11 protein-coding genes are annotated in these 20,468 nt (G+C 48.8%); 10 read left to right on the top strand and 1 reads right to left on the bottom strand.

Annotated features, from left to right (window positions below; genetic code table 11):
* Nucleotides 1–44: 44 nt before the first annotated feature.
* The gene (locus tag CQ011_RS03645) at nt 45–2,441 is read right to left on the bottom strand and encodes a SpaA isopeptide-forming pilin-related protein (protein ID WP_105674691.1); all 2,397 of its coding nucleotides are present in this window, start codon (nt 2,439–2,441) and stop codon (nt 45–47) included.
* A 13-nt stretch (nt 2,442–2,454) separates the two neighbouring features.
* Here CQ011_RS03645 and CQ011_RS03640 point away from each other — a divergent pair, with 13 nt between their 5' ends.
* The 10 genes from CQ011_RS03640 to CQ011_RS03595 all read left to right on the top strand — a co-directional run bounded on the left by CQ011_RS03640 (nt 2,455) and on the right by CQ011_RS03595 (nt 20,460).
* Entirely contained in the window at nt 2,455–2,727 is a 273-nt protein-coding gene (locus CQ011_RS03640; RefSeq protein ID WP_105674689.1) for a hypothetical protein, read from the top strand.
* A gap of 1,043 nt (nt 2,728–3,770) precedes the next feature.
* Nucleotides 3,771–5,369 (top strand): phosphoglycerate dehydrogenase, encoded by a 1,599-nt coding sequence (gene serA / locus CQ011_RS03635; protein WP_105675043.1) that lies wholly within the window; start codon nt 3,771–3,773, stop codon nt 5,367–5,369.
* A gap of 156 nt (nt 5,370–5,525) precedes the next feature.
* Nucleotides 5,526–6,413 carry a hypothetical protein gene (locus CQ011_RS03630; RefSeq protein ID WP_105674687.1) on the top strand — a complete coding sequence of 296 codons (888 nt, stop codon included), beginning with the start codon at nt 5,526–5,528 and terminating at the stop codon, nt 6,411–6,413.
* Complete coding sequence (locus CQ011_RS03625) at nt 6,410–7,348, top strand: hypothetical protein (RefSeq protein WP_105674685.1); 939 nt, start codon at nt 6,410–6,412, stop codon at nt 7,346–7,348. The genes CQ011_RS03630 and CQ011_RS03625 overlap by 4 nt, the downstream gene beginning before the upstream one ends.
* Before the next feature lie 80 nt (nt 7,349–7,428).
* The gene (locus tag CQ011_RS03620; protein WP_146112552.1) at nt 7,429–8,589 is read left to right on the top strand and encodes a hypothetical protein; all 1,161 of its coding nucleotides are present in this window, start codon (nt 7,429–7,431) and stop codon (nt 8,587–8,589) included.
* A 1-nt stretch (nt 8,590) separates the two neighbouring features.
* On the top strand, nt 8,591–10,771 hold the full coding sequence (locus tag CQ011_RS03615) for a glycosyltransferase (protein ID WP_105674681.1): 2,181 nt from the start codon (nt 8,591–8,593) through the stop codon (nt 10,769–10,771).
* The gene (locus tag CQ011_RS03610) at nt 10,768–12,591 is read left to right on the top strand and encodes a hypothetical protein (RefSeq protein WP_105674679.1); all 1,824 of its coding nucleotides are present in this window, start codon (nt 10,768–10,770) and stop codon (nt 12,589–12,591) included. The genes CQ011_RS03615 and CQ011_RS03610 overlap by 4 nt, the downstream gene beginning before the upstream one ends.
* Before the next feature lie 458 nt (nt 12,592–13,049).
* Nucleotides 13,050–17,204, top strand: coding sequence for a glycosyltransferase (locus CQ011_RS03605; protein ID WP_181147973.1), 4,155 nt, complete (start codon nt 13,050–13,052; stop codon nt 17,202–17,204).
* Nucleotides 17,205–17,645: 441 nt separating this feature from the next.
* Nucleotides 17,646–19,235 (top strand): glycosyltransferase family protein, encoded by a 1,590-nt coding sequence (locus CQ011_RS03600; protein WP_286161073.1) that lies wholly within the window; start codon nt 17,646–17,648, stop codon nt 19,233–19,235.
* A 49-nt stretch (nt 19,236–19,284) separates the two neighbouring features.
* Nucleotides 19,285–20,460 (top strand): glycosyltransferase family 4 protein, encoded by a 1,176-nt coding sequence (locus tag CQ011_RS03595; protein WP_105674675.1) that lies wholly within the window; start codon nt 19,285–19,287, stop codon nt 20,458–20,460.
* Nucleotides 20,461–20,468: the final 8 nt, after the last annotated feature.

Below are 20,468 nucleotides of genomic sequence, written 5' to 3'. Positions count from 1 at the left end.
TGTACGCCTACCCAAGTTCAGCGTGGTTGGTAAAAATTGTGGGTCTAGCCGAGGTTTCGGTTTCGACGGATTCGCAGAGATTTTCCGCCGAGTATGGCCAGCCCCAAAATTAGGACGCCGCCTCCGAGGAGATAAATCTGATCTCGCCCAATTCCACCGGTCAGTGGAAGTGTGGGACCAGCTTGCTGCTTATTTGTAATCGCAGCGAGCTCAACGTTAAGTGTTTTGCCGGCGACATCGAACGGATACACCTTGGTGTCCTTGATGTAGCCCGGGGGAGCCGTGGTTTCTTCGAGCGTGTAGCTTCCCCATTTGAGCTGTTCGAGTGCGAACTTGCCCTTCGCCGGATCCATATCGGGGCCGGTACAACCGGTCGCGATGCAGTCCGTGACAACGATGGTTTCGGAATTGTCGCCCAATGGACCGGTAACGGTCCATTCCGCGCCGGCAAGCAGATCACCGGCTACGTTGGTCTTGGTCCAAGTAGCTGAACCAGGAAGAGCGGTATTCACGATGGTGCAGGTGGCTTCCTGACCTAGCTCCAACTTGATGTTGGCACCGTCGGCTGCTCCTGTACCTTCACAAGCCCAGGTACCCGCTTGGTAACCGGGGGTAGATTCGTCTTCGGAAAGTGCGTAGGTTCCTACACTGACCGCAGCCTCGGTAATACTGGTATCTCCGGTTTTGCCGGTGATAACTTCGCCGTCGCCAGTCGCGCTCAGCGTCCAATCAGCTTCGGTCGACGTTCCGGCGAAGGCCTTATTATCAACATCCTTGATCAAAGTCAGCTGCTGGACGCAGTCAACGGTGTTCACGATGTCAACCACGTTGGGCTTTGGTGTCCCGGTCATGGTGTGAATCGCTGCTAAACCGTCAACGCCGGCGATAGTTGAGCTGGTGACCTCACACAGTGCCGGTATGGTACCGGTCATTGTTTCGGCGATGTTCACTTTGTCGCCGATCAGGTGACCGGTGCTGGTTGCCCCGAAGGTGGCAGTTTTGTCATCGATGGTGAGAGCGGCATCGCCGATTGGCTGGTCGCCGTGAACGTACTCGGTGCCATTGACGATCCAAGTTTTAGTGACAGTCAGGTCTACCTGCTGAGTGTTGGTCAAGGTACAGGTAACCTTGCTACCTGCAGTGATCGTGATGCTGTTGGTATCGCTGACGGTGGCACCAACACAACTCACGTCGGTGAGTTCGTAGCCAGTCGGGCCATCCTTTTCACCGATGGTGTAAGGACCAGGAGTGACAGCCGAGTTGCTGACTGCAGAACTACCGGTAATACCTGAAAGATTAGTTGGACCACTAGCAGTCAAAGTCCATGCTGATGCCTCGGCCTCGCCAACGACGTTCTTTTTCAGAGTCAAAGTCGTGCAAGTGACGGTATTCGTGACGGTGTATCGGTTGATACCTGGTGCTAATGTCTTTTCTCCAAGGTCACCAGATGAAACGTTCGTACAACCAGCAGGAAGACCGGTGACGGTTTCGCCAATGGCTACGACATTAGGTACCTCGTAGGAAGAACCATCGTCTCTGGTTGAATAGGTCTCGCCGAATTGGGCCGCCGACCGTCCAGTTAGATTCAATGTGGCCTGGAAATCTTCTGGTTGGTCACCGTTGTCGAATGGCTCGCCGTCGATGACCCACTTTTTTTCGACAACAACGCTTGCGCAAGTACTAGGGATATCTAGGGAAATCGGCGCAACCCAGTCCTTCAATGAAGGTTCTTCACCGGGGGAAGCTGCCGAACGAATGTTTACGAATCCGTAGTTACCGCTACATTGCCTACTCGAACCCTCGAAAAGGTCAGTGAGGTTGATTGCAAGTTCGCCAAACATTTTTACGTCCATGGCATCCACTAGGCCTTGGAAGCTGCTTATTTTCTTGGTGACGTTAGTTCTACCGACAAAACCTTCAAGACTATTGAGCGGTACCCAGGATCCTGATAAATTTCCCGTCGATAGCCATGTATGAGCAGAAACAAATGTGAGTGCACTGTTTCCGTCCTGAAGTACTTGTATTCGCAGATCGCCGGTCGTGCGGTTAGGAATGGGCCCAGTGGTGTTGGCTCTATTATTAAGCTCCACAACGTACTGAACGGATCCATTATTCTTATTTCGTTCGAATCCAAGATAAGCCAACACATCGCCACCGACTGCGGTGGAGTAGGCGTACACATTGCCAACGTCAGATTTGTCGTTTCCGGGGCCGGAGCCCTCAATCTGTCCGATATTCCAAGGCCAGTTGGATTCGGAAGCTCCCTCGGTGAACTGAGTCAGATCGAGGCTGCCGTAATTATCACTTTTTGCTGGTTGCCCAGAAACGGTAGTCCAATCATCATTGGTAGTTGAGTTCGCACAAAGGTTGCCATCGATTTCGAACCCACCGATTAGGACCGAATTTTCCTGATAATCAGCACAAATTGCGCCCGCAGCCATCAGCAGGCGGCTCTTGCTGTCAATCGGCGTTGGTGAAATTGAAGGAGTCGATGATTCCGAAGGTTCTGCTGTCGGAGACTCGACGAGTGGATTAGGTTTGATCTTCGTCGGTGAAGGTTCCGGAACAGTAGCCTCTACTGAAGCCTTCGGTTCTTGGCTTGGTGCGGCAGCTGGCGAGCTTGGGGCAGCGCTAGGAGTCTCGGCAGAAACTTCAGACGCCTCAACCGTAGGGGTTGCTAGTACGGTTGGGGTTACCAACTTCGATTTGAGCTCGGACGGCGATTGAGATGGCGAAGGTGGAACAGGCGTAGGCGAAGTTTCTATTGGGGCGGGGCTCGCAGATGCGGTAGCCAGATTAGTTCCCGATGGAACGTCACCAATAGATGTGGCTGAAGCTGGTGCAAATGATCCGGCGAAGGCCAGAGATACGACTAACGCGGCGCTAGCTGAAATGCCGAAAAATGCCCGAAAAGAATTGTTGTGCTTCGCAGCTCTAGAGCGCCAAGACTTGGTATCCGAGCAATTACCGTTCTTACGGTGCCCAGATTTGTCCCCAACATATTTGCCAAACACAAAAACCCCAATTTTTGTGGACCCTGGCGAGGAACAACTACTTAAGTTGTGCTTCAGAAAGCACAAAATTCATTCGAACCCCAAGAGCGAATGATTTTCCCCAAGTACATTGCGGACCCCCCAAGGTCCTTGCATGTATTTGGCATTAGCGTACAACTGATTCTTCAAAACTGCCAACCAAAATGGCGAGTCGTTTTTAAATGTGACGTTTTGGTGGATCATTCATGGTCTCTGGGACCACTAAATTGCACACTGGAATGGAGGTGCGATGCCCAGAGTATTAATCCTTGCGGCGGTTGCGGCATGGCTCATTGGAAGGAAAGCGTGTATCTGAAGGCCTTTGGAACATTAACGTGGCTGGATCTAACAAACTAACTGCCACGGCAGGGCCTTGGGCGGTCGAATCACAACTTATTTGCTGGATCGAGGTCCGGGAACCAAAACTTTAAGCCGTGCTTGCTCCAGCCCGGTGCGGTACATATCAACCCCGAAAAAAGCCTTGTATTCGGTCTAGAGTCGAGGCGAGATGCCATCATCTACCAAATAAAAAGAGCTCATCTAGTCGAGGGCCTTGAAGGAATCTCACTAGTCTATATGCTTAGTGAAAGTTTTCACAAAGTCGTCAAGAAGCTACGTAATATGCGTAAATTCAACGGTATCTGCGCCTCCACGGCGCTAGGCTAGAAGATGTTGGTGATCATCAACGATCACCAATATGCAAGCATCAGCCCAAGAAATCGCAAAGGTGCCACACCCGTGTCTGACAACAAGCCAATCGTACTTCTGGCCGAACAACTATCCCCAGCAACTGTCGCTGCGCTCGGTCCCGACTTTGAAATTCGTCAGACAGACGGAGCAGACCGCTCCCAGCTGCTCGAAGCAATTGCAGATGTAGACGCCATTCTGGTGCGCTCTGCAACCCAGGTAGATGCCGAGGCAATCGCCGCCGCCAAGAACCTGAAGGTTATCGCCCGTGCCGGCGTTGGCCTAGATAACGTTGACATCAAGTCCGCCACGCAGGCCGGTGTCATGGTAGTCAATGCTCCAACCTCAAACATCATCTCGGCAGCGGAACTGACCGTGGGGCACATCGTATCTCTGGCCCGCCGTATTCCTGCCGCTAATGCCTCGTTGAAGAGCGGAGCGTGGAAGCGCAGCTCGTTCACCGGAATTGAGCTGTTCGAGAAGAAGGCCGGCATCATCGGTTTGGGCCGCATCGGTGCCTTGGTTGCAGCACGCCTGCAGGGCTTCGGTATGGACGTCATTGCCTATGACCCATATGTCACCCCGGCACGTGCCTCCCAGCTGGGCGTCACCTTGGTGACCCTTGATGAACTGTTGGCGCAGGCGGACTTCGTCACCATCCACATGCCAAAGACTCCAGAGACTCTGGGCATGTTGGGCAAGGAAGCCTTTGGCAAGATGAAGAAGAGCGCCTACGTGATCAACGTGGCCCGTGGTGGTCTGGTAGATCAGGACGCGCTGTATGAAGCATTGAAGAATGAAGAAATTGCCGGCGCCGGCATTGACGTCTTCGTCACCGAGCCAAGCACCGACCTTCCATTCTTCGAATTTGAGAATGTCACGGTCACCCCACACCTGGGCGCTTCCACGGATGAAGCCCAGGAAAAGGCTGGCGTATCTGTAGCTAAGTCGGTACGCCTCGCACTGGCTGGCGAACTAGTGCCAGACGCTGTCAACGTTGCTGGCGGTGTCATTGACGAGAACGTTCGCCCAGGTATCCCACTCATGGAGAAGCTTGGACGTATCTTCAATGCCCTGACCTCCGGCTCGTTGACCAGCATTGACGTAGTTGTTGCTGGCGAGATTGCATCCCTTGATGTCAAGGCACTTGAGCTCTCCGCTTTGAAGGGCGTCTTTATGGACGTTGTTTCGGATCAGGTCTCCTATGTCAACGCTCCAGTGCTTGCCGAGCAGCGTGGTGTGGCTACTCGTCTGGTTACTACTGCCGATTCACCTGAGTACCGCAACCAGCTGACCATCAAGGGCGCCACCAATGAAGGAACCCAACTTGCCGTTGCAGGTACCTTGACTGGTCCAAAGCAGATTGAAAAGCTCGTTGGTATCAACGGGCACGAGATTGAAATCCCCATTACGGATCACATGATCATTGTTCGCTACGCTGACCGTCCAGGCGTTGTCGGTTCACTGGGCAACGTGCTAGGGGAGCAAGGCATCAACATTGCAGGCATGCAGGTAGCGCGTGATGAGAACCGTGCGGAAGCAGTAGCCGTCATCAATATCGATTCGGCACTTCCTAGCGGTGTGCTTGACGTTGTTGGAACAGCCATTGGTGCAAGCATTGCGCGGGAAATTGATCTAGCGGAACGTTAGAGAGAAATCATAGAGTAACTAAACGCGAAAATTGCCAAGGGCTTGGTAATCAAACTTAACCGTTTGGTTACCAAGCCTTTGGCATCCTCCGGGGTAAGATTTTACAAGAAAATTACATCAGTAGCGATACAGTAGTTCAACCCGAGGAAGCGTTAAATGAACATAGTTCATGTGTGGGATAGCCTTGACGAATTTGAGAATGCAGCGAGAGGTCTAATTGGGATTCATTCCATTAATTTACTGAATGGGAACAGCGTTGAAATTAAAATCAACAAGGCAGTTTTTGATTCAGCGTATAGTTCATTGATTGTACTTTTTGGCGGGGCCAAGAAAATAAAAGATGAGATTGCTTGGCCTGGAAGAGCATTCGGTAGTTTCTTGGACGAGGATTTACCAGTCGTGGCGGTAGCGGATTCGACTTTAAAGGAATTAACAGAACTTCAATTAGGCTGGTATACGGGCAAACCCGGTGACTCTTTCAAAGACAGTTTGACGGATGTTTTCAAATCATTGCAACGGATGCTCGATAAAGAGATCATTTTCGCAGGTGGCAATGGAGGAGGTTTCGCCGCACTCGAATTCGGCCGTAAATTCAAGGGGAGAGCAAGTGTAATGACATGGGACGCGCACACTGACCTATATGATGCACCACCGTCACTAGTTAAACCGTTCTTAGGTGCTGTATTTGGCTTTTCCCGTGTTGCGCTTGAGAAGCCAGACTGGAAGAAATTCAGTATGTATAGAACTAACGGCAAGATTAGAACCAATATTATCAGCCTAGAAACTCTTAAATCGCCGAGAAGGCTTCTTTGCCTGCATCAGATCACTAACCCAATTGCACGCCTGAATGCCGAGAACTTTTGGCTCGGTACGACCGGAAAAGAGCTAACGGAGGGCGAGAACCGATTTGGCGAGGACCGCATACTGATCTTGGCGGACTTCCAGAAAGAATCCAGAGGGGCTTACGCACGCACTATTAATAATATTTTGCGAACATTTAGCCGAGACCTGAGCACCATTAATATTAGGAATCTATCGTTATGAACCAGAATGTAAATGGGATTCAGAAGAAAAAACTAGCGCGCAACTTAGCACGGTTTTCATTCAAACAAAACGATTATTCCAGTCTTCAGTCATTTTTCTCTCAAGAAGCGCTCCCAGGCATTTCAACAATAAAGTATGGAACCGGGTACCTAGACGTTTATTTCGAAGATCGCGGGTCCAAAAACACAATTGTGATTTTTCATGCCGCGCAGTCCAAGACTTGGAAATCATATCCTGTGTTTTCTGGGATGAGCATGATGGAAGGACTGGATGCCAACATAATTGCCGTATCCGATCCCTCTCTCGCCCTTGGTCTTGAATTAGCATGGTTTGCGGGGAATCAACATCAACGATTGCAGATACAGCTTCCCGGAGTGATCCGTCATATTTTGAGCAGTGTGAGAACTGCCGAAAAACTTATATTCTTTGGCGCATCAGGTGGTGGCTTTGCAGCCCTCTATTACTCTTATTTATTCCCCGAGTCCTTAGCGCTCGTTGCAAATCCGCAAACAAAAATCGGTAACTATACAAAGTTCGCAGTTGACAATTATACAGAAATGGCATGGGACTCATTAGATCTTGATAACGTAAATATCACCAGCGATCTTACCAAGTTATATCGTGATGGTTTCCCCAATAAAATTGCATATTTACAGAATATTCGAGATGGTCATCATCGCGATAGGCATTTGGCGCCTTGGGTCCGCGGTCTGGATACATCTCCAAACAATCTATTCTTATTATTGGACGATTGGGGACCAGGGCACATCGCGCCGCCAGTGGATCTATTTAGGAGAATTCTACGAGCTGTATTCGCGGCAAAAAATCCGCGCTCGTGGAATTCGGCCCTGTACGAGTTGAATTTCGTGCAATCTCCCAGCAAAACCTACGCTGGAGAATTTTTCAAGTCTTGGTCATCCAACCAAGGTGTTTGAAACATAACAATCCATTTTACTTTAGCTTACAATTTATCGAACCACGTACTTCGATAACGAATATATGAAAGGGGTAATTAATGTTTCGGTATTTAGATAGAAAAACGCGACTATTCGCATGTACACTCGCTTTTCTTGGGGTGGTAGCATTCTTGGTTATCGCCACTGTAACTTCTAATTTTTCAACCGCTATAATTTGCGTTTTAATTTCTTTATCCGCAATTATACTATTGGTACAAATTAATCTGGATAAATCATATTTATCCAGAAGAATCGATGGGGTGATGAAAAAGGACTTAGAGAGGCTAGGTGGCTTAACGTCGCATGTTTATTCTGAAATTCAAGAATTGAAATCTTCAATCGTTTCGCATCGGTCCAGCATAAGCGAAGGGGTCGAAAGTGCGGTATCTCTAAATAGGAAATATTTGGAGGAATCTTTTGTAAATGAATTAAATAAAACTCAACAACGTCAGTACATTATCGAAAATAAAATAACTTATGAATTAGGGTATTTATCTAAAAGTTTTTCAGATTCTCTGGAGGAATCAAACAGGAATGTAAAATCACTAATTGATTCGAGTGATACTCTTAACCGTTTAGCCCTAGAAAAACTTGCCCGAGACGTTTCGGGAATCCAATCTAAAATTGGGCCTGTGTCTGTTTCGGCGCCACTCAGAAGTGAGACCAGCGCCAATACGTTGACGAGCAACGTACGAAGCCTTTTTGGGCGTGGTGCTGCGAGTGTTCAAGAAGATCCGGAGCGGACGCGAAAGATCTACAATCGATTGGCCGGTAAGCCTGTTCTAACGCCATTTGTTATTGGTAGCCCAGAAATTAAAGCATTTATTTTCGAAAATCTGGGTAAAAAGCCAGTTAGTCTTCACCCTTCTCTGGGGACTCATGTAATAAACAACATCCTTACTGACGATGAAACGTGCAGCATACCTATCTTGATTATTGAAGCTTCGGTCTTGGAAAGCGGTCTTTGGGCATCTTCTCTGTCATCGTCAGGAACACGTATTTACCAAGCGTTATCTGACCTCATCACCTTTACTAGAGAGAAACAAGGATTTTCTTTCTTAGTAGGAAGCGTGCATTCGGCTAATACATTCTCAACTAGCTTACAAAACAGAGTTGATTCATGCATAACCACCTCGGACTTCGAAGAGGACTGGGCCGTTGACGCAGACTTAACCTTGCCGCGGAATTTGCAGATGTTTCTAAAAGAACAGGTGAAGTAAAATGAGCAAACGGAAGATACTGGTTTACGGTGACGTAAATTTGAACATCATTGACGGTTCAGCCATTTGGCTCACGTCAATTTCCGAAGCTTTATTGTTGGCCGACGCTGAAGTGCATGTCTTACTTAAAACGAAGGTGCTGAAAAATGATTCACTTGCTGCACTTCGAGAAAACGAAAATTTTGTGCTTCATGCGCCATCAGAGCTAACGTCGGAAAATCAAGAAGTTTCATTAAGCCCTCGTAAAGCGGCACAGCGGATACTTGGACTGGATTCAACTGTTCGCTTCAACGCGATTATTGCGCGTGGCATGACTGTGTGCAAGTTCCTAGCGATGTCCGATAAACTACATCATAAATCTTGGCTCTATGTTACGGACTTACCTTTCCCGATCGACAAAGTTACGGACCAGGCACTATCTGATCTGAGATTAATATCAGATCGGGCGTATCGATTATTCTCTCAGACAGAAGAATCGCGTGCATATCTCGAAGCGTTATGTCCGCAAGCAGCGGGGAAAACGCGTTTAATGTTACCGATGGTTCCTGATATTTACTTTGATGAGTATGATGACCGCGTAGTTGAGGCGAATCTCGAACCGAATTCACCGGTTGAGATGGTGTATGCAGGAAAGTTTGCCGAAGATTGGAAAACCTATGAAATGTTATCGCTCCCAAATGCGTTTAAGCAGCAGAACTTACACATAGAGATTACAATGATCGGCAATAAATTCCAGCAGAGTCGTCGTGATCCAAGTTGGCACGAAAAGATGGAAAAAAGTATATTTGGTTCTGAGGTTAAATGGCTTGGTGGGCTTAGCCGTCTTGAGACGATGAAACGAATTCGCAAAGCTGATCTTGGTCTTGGGTGGCGGACCTCTGCGCTAGATTCTAGTATGGAAATATCTACTAAGGCGCTGGAATATGCCGCTTCGGGAGTTCCTCCAATAATTAATCGCACACGAGCACATGAAGAAATCTTTGGCACGGATTACCCGTTCTTCGTTCGTGACGATATTTCCAGTTTAGTAGAAGTGGTATCAGCAAATCGTGGCGAGATTCGTTGTTATCGCTCAAAGGTTCGAAACTGTGTAAAGCAGTATTCGATGCGAGCAGCAGCAACTCGATTTAGAAACTATTTTGAACGTGATTTACCGATTATCAATTCTTATGAAGACCAAGAACAACCAGCAAAGATACTCATCGCCGGGCACGATCTAAAATTTGCTGGCGAGCTAATCCAGTTTTTTGAAGCGTTACCTGGCGTTGAATTATCGATTGATAAGTGGGAAAGCCTCCACAAGCATGATGAAAAGAAAAGTATAGAGCTACTAGCTTCTGCTGATTTTGTCATTTGCGAATGGGCGGGACCGAATGCTGTTTGGTATTCACAAAATATTCAGGATTCCCAAAAGCTTTTTATACGATTACACGCTTTTGAGCTCCGTGGTGCTTGGCTGAGAAATATAAATATCGATAACGTTGAGCGAGTATTATGTGTATCTGATTTATACGCGACGCAGACTTTAGAGTCAACGGATTGGCCGCGGGAAAAAATCGCTGTGATCCCTAATCTAATCGACTCCCTTGATCTGGACAGGCCAAAGAGCAGGGGTTCCGAGTTCCGCATAGGTCTCGTGGGAATCGTTCCTTTTATTAAACGTCCGGATCGAGCGTTAAAGCTACTGAAAAAGCTGCTACAAGAAGATGATCGTTACACCCTTCACATCCGAGGCCGTATGCCTTGGGAATATCCATATGAATGGAACAAAGGACTGCAACGATTCGCTTATGAAGAATTCTTCACAGAAATTGCCTCTAACGCAGCGTTGTCAAAAGCTGTAGTTTTCGAAGATTTCGGTCCAGACATGGGGTCGTGGTTTAGGAAGATAGGTGTTGTTCTATCGAGTAGTACACGGGAGAGTTTTCATTTAGCCCCGATTGAAGGAATGGCGGGCGGAGCAGTCCCTGTGGTATGGGAACGAGCGGGCGCTTCACAGATCTTTTCGGACGATTTTGTTTACGATTCCTTGGATGAGATGACTGAAGCGATCCTATTGCTCCGTGATCCAGAAGCTCGTGAAAGTCTCATGCTAAGAGCAAAGTCACAAGCTTCTAAGTACGACGTAACGGTAGGAACGGAACTGTGGGCTTCACTGATACAAGGAAAGGAAATGGCATGAGCGAGTTTTTAATCATTAGTCCGTCGGCAGAACGTTTGAAGGACACTACCAATCTGAATGAATTTATCGGAAATCTATTATCCACTACGTTTTCCAATTTTGAGAATTACTCTATTGGTCACTCGTCGATGAATAATACTCTTCATGCTTTGGCGAGTAAATATGGAACGTTCGCAATGTCGAGAGGCCGTGAGGTTCCAAGCCAAGTATCTACTGGAGACTACTGGACTGTCGCTTCCGATTTTCATAGTGCTCAAGGTGTCAACTCTGCCGTCCGACTGATTGGCGGTCAGCTGGCGTACCAGAAGCCAATATGGGGTACTTATTGTGCGGCGTTTGGCGACCGCTATATGAACAGGATTTTTGCATGGAATACGACTCCGGCTCTGGAGCCTATTCATTATGCTACTAAATATGGTTTTAACTTCGTATCGAACCGTCCGTTGCTAATCGCGCTTGCTCTCTCTGAAATTTCGGATACTCGATTATCACTAAGTTATCCATATTTTCTAGAATATTTGAATTATGGATACTCGTTAGAGGGGAACACTCCTTTTGCAGATGTTCTTACACTGCCCGTAGATCGGGCGCTGAAGATAATCGATGGGGAGATAGCCCTAACTGATTTTCCACACGGGTTAGTGCCAGATTTTTCTGTTGAGCATACGACTGTTGAAGGCGGCGAAGCTTTGGCTGATGCTTTGACCGACTCAACCGCCGATGCTGTTACGCAACTGGAGGATCGTAGGCTTCAGTTACGGCTGAGTGGGGGGAAAGATTCGAGGATGCTGTTGGGTGCGCTAAAAAACACAGAGGCCGAGGTTAGGGCGGTCACTTACGGCACGAACTCGGACTTAGAAACGCACCTTTCTGCCAAACTGGCTTCAATAACTGGTATCAGACACGACATTGGACGACCATCTTTCGAAATTGGTGACACCGCTGCAGTTAGAACAGCCAATGTTATTAAGCGATGCTTGGGAATTCCACCATCGGAAGCCCATTTATCGCAGTATTTAGGTGCCGCTCCAGAATTTTTTGGGGAAGCAATTGCGCTCGGCCAATGGCCACTTTGGAAAGGTGGTATGGCGAAGCTCTTAAGGAACACACCTGAATACACAACTTTAATGTTAGAGAAGCAATCGTCAGGGATTCTGCGGAGCGCGTTAAGTGAGCAGCATGGAGAATTCCTTACGTCATGGCGTAAAAATGTGTCAGCGAGTAGCGAATTAGAGAAACTTTACCTGTTTGCACGTGAGTTTCGTTCGGGTCGGTATATGCAATCGCATATTAATCACTATGCACAAGATGCAAAGATCGTGTATCCGATTAGTGATATGCGAGTCACTGCAATCTGCGACCGGCTGTCAATGGCGGAGAAGGTCTCGGAGAAGGCACTTTTTGTCGCTTTACGAAAGATTTGGCCGGAGTCATTGAATCTTAGTTTTCATGGTTCGTCCTGGAGATTCGAAAGTGGGGGAGCCAATGCTGAGCTGTCAGGTGATTCATACGATCAGCGCATCCAGCCAGTTGAACTCCCAAGTGCAAGTAAAGTTGCACCAGATCTCGATGGAGTCGAGGGGGAAGGCGAAGAACTATCGAAACCCTTCATCACGAGCCTATGTCAACAGCTGATTGAACTTGACAATTGGCCGTTCGTCGCAAGCCATTTGGACTCTAAATTTATTCTTAACGTCGATCTCGTGGCCTCTGGCGAAGAACAAACCTATTCGACGGTGCATCGTGAGTTTGCAAAGTATGTATGGCGAACTTTCACGGCAAGTGTTTGGTTCTCGGGTTCTTGGATTTATAACGCTTGATAATAGAGCCAATGATTTCTACAAGTCCTGCATCGAGAAGTGGGAGGTCGTTGGAGGTTCCTCAATATTTTGTCAAGCAAGTAACGCCCTAGTAAGGATCAAGGCAGCTCCGACAAATGTATGCTGCATGCGTAACCTACAGTCGATTGAGTAGACTTATAACTATTCGTGACAGTTTCGTAGACGGAGTATCTTAGTTGAAATCCTCAAGACAGAGTTCTGATTCGCCAACGGCTTCTAGGGCCCAGTTATTTGCCATTCGCAAGCGATATGAAATACACGGCGAGGACATCGAACAAGCGATGCTCGCCGATTTGGTGAAGTTTGAGTCCCAATACCGGACATTTAAAGCAGAGAACGAGACGCTTCGGAAGCAGTTAGTTAAAGTAAACGGGTTGATTGCTCGACATCAAACTACAATCAAGAGGACAGAAGTTGAAAGGCAAAAGTTCAGTCGCATGGCTGCAACTTTGAAGACCCAACTAGCAAACGAAAATGCACGTGCCGAGAAGTTTAAGCTCGCGTATGAGAATTTACGTGATCATCCGGTAGTTCGAGCGGCGCGAGGGATAAAAACCCCATTCAGCAAAAAGTCTGCGGTGGTAACCCCAGTAGCTGCTATTAACCCGCAAAAAGAACTGGCACCTACTGACTCAGCCGTTACGTCGGCTAGTTCAAGTGAACTCCATGAACCTAGTATCCAGCAAATCGCGAAGCTGGAAGTCGAAAAGTACCGTGATCTTGGGAAAATTACTGAACCAGCAGATGCTTTACGCTTGCTTCTTGCCGTGCCCGATGCACCGAAGAATTTTGGTCCGCTTCAGCTCCAGGTCATGGGCCAGGCAAGACTGCTAAAAGTATTGCCCTCTGTCCCACCAAGGACATCCACGCCGGCATATATCTCGCAATCGGACAAAGTGATGTACTGTGCACACAGTACCGGTGAGTTCAACAGCAATGGATACTCAACTCGCACGACGGGCATCACCAAGGCTGTTATTGACACCGGAATGGATCTGTTTATAGCTGCCCGTCCGGGTTACCCATGGGATTCTAAGGTAACGAAGAAAGCTCCATCGCAGAAGCGACTGATCCGTGACTTCCAGGGAGTTAAGACCCACTTTAATCCTGGGGTGTCACTCCGTGACGATCCGCTAGACAAATTTGTCCAACTTGCGGCTGACATCTACGTGCGCGAAGCGATGATGAATCGTCCCGCAGTTATCGTTTCAGCTTCGAACCACATCACTGCACTACCAGCACTCATCGCTGCGCGACGACTCGGGATTCCGTTTATTTACGAGGTCCGTGGGCTCTGGGAAATCACCGCGGCAGCTGACAACGATACTTGGCTAAACTCAGAGCGATTTGAACTCGCACGCAATCTTGAAGCACTCGTGGCAAACGAAGCTGATCAAGTTTTCGCAATCACCGAAGAAGTCCGTGAAGAACTGATATCACGCGGAGCGACCAAAGCGAATATCTCAATCCTGCCTAACGCCGCAAATATTTTCCAGTATGTTCCGTTGCCGGCTGAACGCTCCTCAGTCGTTACTAAAAAACGAGCTGGAGAGTTCCTACTCGGGTACGCCGGCAGCCTCGTCAACTACGAAGGACTGGACCTTCTTGTTGATTCCATCGCCGGTTTACCAGAAGAGTTCAATCACATTGGTGCTTTGATCGTTGGTGACGGCAAGGCTTTGCCTGCGTTGAAACAGCAAGTCGCAGAATTGGGCCTAGACGAACGCATTAGATTTACCGGACGCGAACCAAATGAAAAGATCAACGACTACCTTGCGATTTTCGACGCAGTAGTCTGCCCTCGCAAATCCAATATCGTGACCGAGTTGGTTTCGCCTCTGAAACCAATTGAAGCCATGGCCGCGGGCCGGCCTGTTATCGGCTCGGATGTCTCTCCAATTGCTACCTTGCTCGGCACCGATTCGGAACGAGGTCTGCTCTTCGCCGCGGACAACGTGGATTCATTAACTGAGCAAATCACTAAGCTGGCGCGCGATCCTAAGTTGGGCCAGAACATCGGTCGCAGGGCTCGCCAATGGACAGTAGAAACCAGGACCTGGCCAATTGTCGCTCAGACATTTACCGAGCACGTACGAACGGTTCAGAAACGATCCAGCACAGGTAAAAAGCTCAAAGACATTCGTATGGCAATCATTGCCGACGAATTCACGACCTCCACGCTCAAACGCGAAGTAAACCTCGTTGCGCCAACCCCCGATAACTGGCGCCAGATTCTCCAGTCTCAGCCTATCGATGTGCTATTTGTTGAGTCGGCGTGGGCGGGCAATTCCGAAACGTGGACTCGCAAGGTCGGTTACTACGATGATGATCAGTGTTCAGATCTTGACGCTCTGACAAAGTACTGCCGCGAGAATGGTATTCCAACCATTTTCTGGAACAAGGAAGACCCTGTTCACTTTAACCGGTTCCGCCGGACAGCGCAGCTCTTTGACGTAGTTTTGACCACGGACGCAAATTGTCTTGAAGACTATTGGGAGAACCGCGGCGGCTACATGCGCGCCTTGGGTAGCCTTCCATTCTGGGCACAGGCGGAAATTCACAACCCATCGGGTTCAACCCGCCCATACTCGCATTCGGTAGCTTACGGTGGGTCCTACTACGGTGAACGCTATGCGGAACGGTCTCAAGAACTGCGAGTGATCCTTGAGGGCGCACGTAAGCAGGGACTGACTATCTACGATCGTCAAGCCGACAACCCAGATTCCCCGTATAATTTCCCGTCAGCTCTTCAGCCGTTTGTTCAAGGCGGTCTGACTTATGACCAGATGGTTGAGGCTTATAAGTCTCACCCTGTTCACGTCAACGTCAACTCGGTCAACGGTTCGCCGACTATGTTCTCGCGTAGAGTTTTCGAAATTGCGGCATGTGGTACCCCGCTGATTAGCGGCAAGAGCTTCGGCGTGACCTGGATGTTTGACGGCACCGTACCTGTTGTTCGTAGCCGAGAAGAATCTGAATTGATTACTTCTCTATGGATGCAGAGCGAAGCAGATCGTGTAATGGATGCTTGGGCACCCATGCGCATCACGTTCCAGAAGCATCTGGCACATCACCGTCTAGCGTTGGCCCTTCGTATGGCTGGAATTGCCGTTGAAATCCCGACTCTGCCAACTCTTGGTCTAGAACTTGAGACACTTGACGAGGACATTGTCGAACAGATCTTGGCATCTAGCGTTCGTCCGTGTGAGGTATATGTTTCACGGACGGAGGAAAATTCCGCTGCTATTGATACTTTGAAGTCTTACGGAATTCAAAGTGTGGCACCTGGAAATCCACGGCAAGCCGAGGTCTCTGTTTCCCGGGTGGAGAAGGTTCTTGGAGACTCACACTTGCTCGAAGACTTACTGATCGCATACGAGTACGGGGGAGCGTCCAGTGTTGAAGCATCTGAACAGGATCTCAACGTTCGTGGACTCTCTTTATGGCTGAAGGATGAGCCGTCTCTGGATTCACCGTTACTAAAGATGGAACAGGCCAATGATCCATCCCGTCAATTCCACCTGCGTCTGCGCCGTCCATTCAATGTCTTGCAAGAGCAAAATAGCCATGCCACATCCACAGGGGCGAACGTCACCACGGGTGAACGTAATATTTTGATTGCAGGTCATGACCTCAAGTTTGCTGGCCAAATCATGAAGTCCGTGGAGGGCCATGGCCACAAGCTGAGTGTTGATCAGTGGGCAGGTCATGCACAACACGACAGTGAGTTGAGTTCTCAACTGCTTGAAGACGCCGACACGGTGTTCTGTGAGTGGTCCTTGGGTAATTTGGCTTGGTACTCGAAGCACGTCAATGCAAACCAACGGTTGGTTAGTCGTTTCCACTCTCAGGAGTTGTTTACCGACTATCCGAACAAGGTCAAGTTCAAGAACGTGGATCTTATCATCTTCGTTAGTGAATTAATTCGCGGAATGGCAATCCAAAAATTTGGAATTCCTGAAGAGAAAACGTGTGTCATCCCGAACTCGGTAGATACAAGCAAACTCGACCTTCCAAAGGATCCTGACGCCCGATTTGTCCTGGGGTTCGTGGGTATGGTTCCACAAATGAAGCGCTTTGACCTCGTGTTGGACCTCTTGGAAGCGCTGCGGACAAAAGATGAACGATTCACTTTGCGAGTGAAGGGCAAGCGGCCCGAGGATTATCCTTGGATGGCTGCACGCGAAGACGAGATGGCATTCTACGATGCTCAGTATGCACGAATCGAGAATTCCCCACTCCTGCAAGGTGCAGTAATATTCGATCCTCAGGGCGATGACATGGCTCAGTGGTATCAGCAAATTGGTGTAGCAGTATCAACCAGCGATTTTGAGTCATTCCACTTCACCTTGGCAGATGGTGCTGCTTCAAGAGCGTTGCCAGTTGGTTTGGCATGGCCTGGATCCGAATGGCTTTACCCTAAGGAATGGCTATTTACCGATACAGAACTTGCTGCCAATCGAATTGCAGACATTGTTTCGAACCGAGATCGATTGGATACCTCAGTCGAGGAAGCACGCCAGTTTACGGTGGAAAATTACGATGTAGAGAAGATCATGGCTCAGCTGACAGCGGTCATCGAAAAGAACTAGTTCGGAAAACCTAGTTGAAATTCACGCGGTGCGTTCTATCCCCGAATAGGGTCTGGAACGCACCGCGTTGTAATATTGATAATTCCTGCCTGCGAGTATTTTAGAGTGAGTTGAGAAGTGAAAATTGCATTAGGCGAGTTTCGAAAAGCACTGTGGCATCTTCGACAGGGTGGTCCTCGACAATTCCAAGAATGGTACCGTCGCAGTAATTACGAATCTCGTGTGGGCGGCTTTAACCATAGTTTCCAAACCGACGTAGAGAACGCCCTTGGTCTTCAGCTACCACCCGTCGTTTTCGAACCAGCCCAGCGGTCGGTAAATTCCCTCAAAGTTGCCGTTATATTAGACGACTTTAGCGCAAGGGCTTGGGGGCCAGAATGGGACTGCACCTTCATTACCCCGGCCAACTGGCAGGAACATCTTGAAGAGATAGATTTCGATATGCTCTTCGTTGAATCCGCATGGGCGGGGAACAACAAAGCCTGGCAGTATCATCTCACTGGAACGAGCGCGCCAAGACCCGCTTTAGTCGAGATGGTCACTGCCTTCAAAGCTAAAGAAATTCCTGCGGTCTTCTGGAATAAGGAAGACCCTCCACACTTTGAAGATTTTTTGGACAGCGCACGTCTTTTTGATTTCGTGTTGACTTCTGATGAGCGAAAAATTGACGATTACCGACGCGAGCTAGGCCATGATCGAGTGGCATCCCTAAGTTTCGGTGCCCAACCTGCCTTTCATAACCCGGTCCGTTCACTGACTCAAGAGCGCCGCGACGTAGCTTTTGCCGGAATGTATTTTGCCCACAAATTTCCGGAACGTCGTGAGCAAATGGAAATCGTGCTTGGCGGTGCCGCGGACGTTTCCCACAAACTCCCTCACGGTGTTGATATTTTCTCCCGCCAACACGGGGGAGACGAGAAGTATCAGTTCCCGGCTCCATACGACCAGTATGTGGTTGGCTCTTTGGACTATGACCGGATGCTATCGGCATATAAGTACTACAACGTTTTCCTCAACGTAAACTCAGTAGTGGACTCACCGAGCATGTGTGCCCGGCGCATTTTTGAGATCACCGCGGCCGGCAGCGCAGTCGTATCGGCACCAAGCGCCGCCATCAGAAACTTCTTTGACCCATCTGAGGTCTTAGAAGTCTCAACCCGTGAAGACGCTGCCAACGCAATTCGCAGTATTGTTCAGAGCCCAGAACTACGTGACCGTATAGTTCACCTTGGGCAACGGAGGATCTGGACCGAACATACCTACGCACACCGCGCCCGCGAAGTCGAAGCATTTGTTGGATTGCCGATGGTTGTAGCTTCCGCTGAATCAATGACCACGCGCCCAAAGGTTTCAGCAGTGGTTTCAACGATCCGCCCTCATCAGATAGACCATATTATTTCCACCGTCGCGTCTCAGCTCAACGTTGATACCGAGCTTATTCTGGTCACACATGGATTCAGCCTTGATCATGAAGAGTTTAAGTCAAAAGCCTTGGAAGCGAATCTTACAGACTATAAGATTCTTGAATTATCATCAGAGCTGTCATTGGGCGACTGCTTGAACGCAGCTGTCGCGGAGGCGAGTGGCGACTTCATCACTAAAATGGATGATGATGATCTTTACGGCGCGAACTATCTCTTTGATCAAGTCTCGGCCTTGCGCTACAGCGGTGCCTCTGTGGTAGGTAAACAAGCTCACTTCATGTACCTTGCTGATTCGGATGCGACCCTCTTGCGGTTTGCTGAACGCGAGCACCGATTTACCAACTTGGTCATGGGGCCAACGATGCTTGGACATGCATCTGTTTTTAAGAGCACGCCCTTTGCGTCGCGCAGCAGGGGAGAAGATACCCAGTTCCTGCGTGACGTTATTGACGGAGGCGGAACCGTCTACTCAAGCGACCGGTTTAACTTCATGCAAATGCGTAGCGGGGACGGAAAAGCCCATACCTGGGGACTAAGCGATGCTGAACTCACGGCGACTGGTAAGATTCAATGGTTTGGACGCAATGACAAGCATCTTTTCTTCTAAATTATTTGTGCACGAATTTTTCATACGAAGACCAAGGAGTACGCAGTAGATGAAAATCATGTTGCTGACTCATTCGTTCTCGCCTGAAATTTCTCCTCCACAACGACGTTGGTCAGTTATCGCAGATGAACTGGCAAAGCTTGGTAATGAGATCACCGTTGTTACTCCCCAACCGCAGGGCAAATCGGTTCAGGGAGGTCCATCCTCTATGGACAACCCTGGAATTCACCTTCGACGTTATAAGTCACTACGTAAGTCTAAAACCATGGTTGGAAAAGTGCTTAAGCATGGTGTGGATGCAGTGTTGAGTGTGCCCGCCGCATTAAAAACGACACGCCCAGACGTAGTGATTGCGACTGTCCCGGCCTTGCCAACACTCGTTGTCGGATTCATTGTCAGCAAAATCCGTGGAGTTCCTTTCGTAGTGGATCTACGTGACGCATGGCCTGATCTTTTGAGGGAATCTCAGGTCTTAAAGTGGCGCTGGCTAGAACCTATGGTTTCTCACGCGCTTGCGTATTTCGTGAGACGCAGCGATTTGTTGGTAACGGTGACGCGAGGACTTGCGGTCAAGATGCGGCTCAATGGCGTTAAAAATGTTGCGACGATAGCTAATGGCGTGGAAACTGAACGGCCTGAAGTCATTATCGACAACGTGCCAAGAACCAACGCGTTGCGGGTGCTCTATCTCGGAAACATTGGCAGAAGCCAAGGTCTAGAAACTCTTATTCGGGCAGCCAACATTCTCGGCAATAAGGTATCCGTGAGAATAGTGGGTAACGGTACCGAAAAACGGCGTTTGGCAGAACTTGCTGATGAGCTCGATGTAGATGTTGATTTCAGGGAACCAGTATATGGAAATCTCGTCCTCGAAAATTACGCGTGGGCCGATACCTGCGTAGTTTCACTTCGACCGGATTGGCCTAGTTTTGATCACACGGTACCGTCGAAACTCTACGAGTTACTGTATCTAGACCGTCACATTACCGGCATGGTGCGTGGTGAAGCAGCTGGCATAATTACTACTGCTCAATCCGGAGAAGTTGTTGGTCAGACGGTCGCAGAACTTGTTGAATATTTTACGAGCATAGCGTCTAACCCAAATAAACTAGAGACCAAAAATCATGGTTCACTTTGGGTCAAGCAAAACGCATCCCTGCGTGATGCTGCCCAAACATACGCCCGGTTGCTAAGTGACGTCGTAACCCGCGTAGACAAGAGCTAGGACTACAT

The sequence above is a fragment of the Arthrobacter sp. MYb213 genome (assembly GCF_002979915.1).
Classification (GTDB): domain Bacteria; phylum Actinomycetota; class Actinomycetes; order Actinomycetales; family Micrococcaceae; genus Glutamicibacter.
Note: the sequence above shows the minus strand (reverse complement) of the source record. Positions and strands in the feature narration are given on the sequence as shown.